The 1,323-nt window shown below is 41.5% G+C and carries 1 protein-coding gene and 1 pseudogene; both read right to left on the bottom strand.

Annotation, left to right across the window (positions count from 1 at the left end):
• Window positions 1–121: 121 nt before the first annotated feature.
• A pseudogene (locus H5073_RS17910) lies at window positions 122–868 on the bottom strand (IS1595 family transposase); the annotation flags it as partial.
• Window positions 869–894: 26 nt separating this feature from the next.
• Window positions 895–1,323 (bottom strand): transposase (locus H5073_RS17905; protein ID WP_182680916.1); only part of this gene is annotated, 429 nt, incomplete at its 5' end.

Below are 1,323 nucleotides of genomic sequence, written 5' to 3'. Positions count from 1 at the left end.
CACACCAAACAGATCGTATTCTCGATCTGCTATTTACTATTAAAGGTACAACTTATCGTGAGCTCGGGCTTGTTCAACACTTGGGATAAGGACGCGGCTTCGCGCGGCCTATCCTTATTAGTTATCGATCTTTAATTGATTGGTACGTTATCGGCTTAGAACGCACTGCTTGTTCAAGCAGCCTGTAGAATAATAATCCCCGAGAATCTGACTTTCTTCTGTTGAAGCGAAATGTAAACTCATCTAAATAATAATCAAGTTGCTTAGCCTTTACCGCGCCTTGATATGTACCTAAAAGCCATCTTTTACATAATGATGAGACTCGATGTACCCCAGCCATTGTTTCATGTGCAGGTACAGATGAACCTAAATGCACTATTCGGTTATGCTTATATCCTTTCTTGTCTATTTGTTTGTATGCTTGAGAGCCATCACTACAAATTGTACTACCAGGTTCAATTACATCTTGAATGAATTGATGGATATGTTCTTTAGTTGCACTTTCCACTTGCCTTAAACGTATCCGACCAAATCCAGAGGGTGATAGCAGCTTAACAGCGACCAAAACTACAGCCTTACGCTTACCCTGTTGATTTTTAATAGATGATTGCGGAACGACGCCACCTATTAGTGTTTCGTCAACCTCTACGATGCCGGATAACTTATCCCTTTCAGGATCAACCATGGCATGTCTTAACTTGTGCATTAATGACCAAGCGGTTTGATAACTCCCAAGACCTAATAGCCTTTGAACTCCAAGAGCGCTGACACCATTTTTTTGATTTGTAATAAACCAGACCGCAGCAAACCAACTTTTCATGGGGGTTCTTGTTTTGTCAAAAAGTGTACTTGATGTTACTGAACACTGAGAAGTAAGCGTCCGGGCAACTACACCTACCTTTTAAAATTCCATGGTAACAGGCTGTCTATATCCGGTGCTGGTTGGCACAGTTCATTAAGACAAGCCATGATGTAATCAAATGGTAATAAGCCATTAACCTTTGCGGTTTCTACAATGCTGTAAAGCGTGGCACTGGCATGAGCCCCATTTGCCGTGTGGCTGAATAACCAATTTTTTCGGCCAATCACAAACGGTTTTACCGCTCGCTCTGCACGATTATTATCAATACTCAGTCTGCCATCATCAACATAACGAATAAGTTTGTGCCATTGATTAGCCAGGTAATTAGCCGCCTCTATCAGTTTGGTATTACCCACTAAATTCGGTTGGTTTTGCTCAAGCCATGCTTTTAGCTTGTCCAGTATAGGCACACTGACTGCTTGTCTTGTCGTGTATTTATCATCCGCACTTTTATCTTTAAC

The sequence above is a fragment of the Shewanella sp. SR44-3 genome (assembly GCF_014163735.1).
Lineage (GTDB): Bacteria > Pseudomonadota > Gammaproteobacteria > Enterobacterales > Shewanellaceae > Shewanella.
The sequence above is the reverse complement of the archived record's forward strand: the minus strand, read 5'-3'. Positions and strand labels throughout refer to the sequence as shown.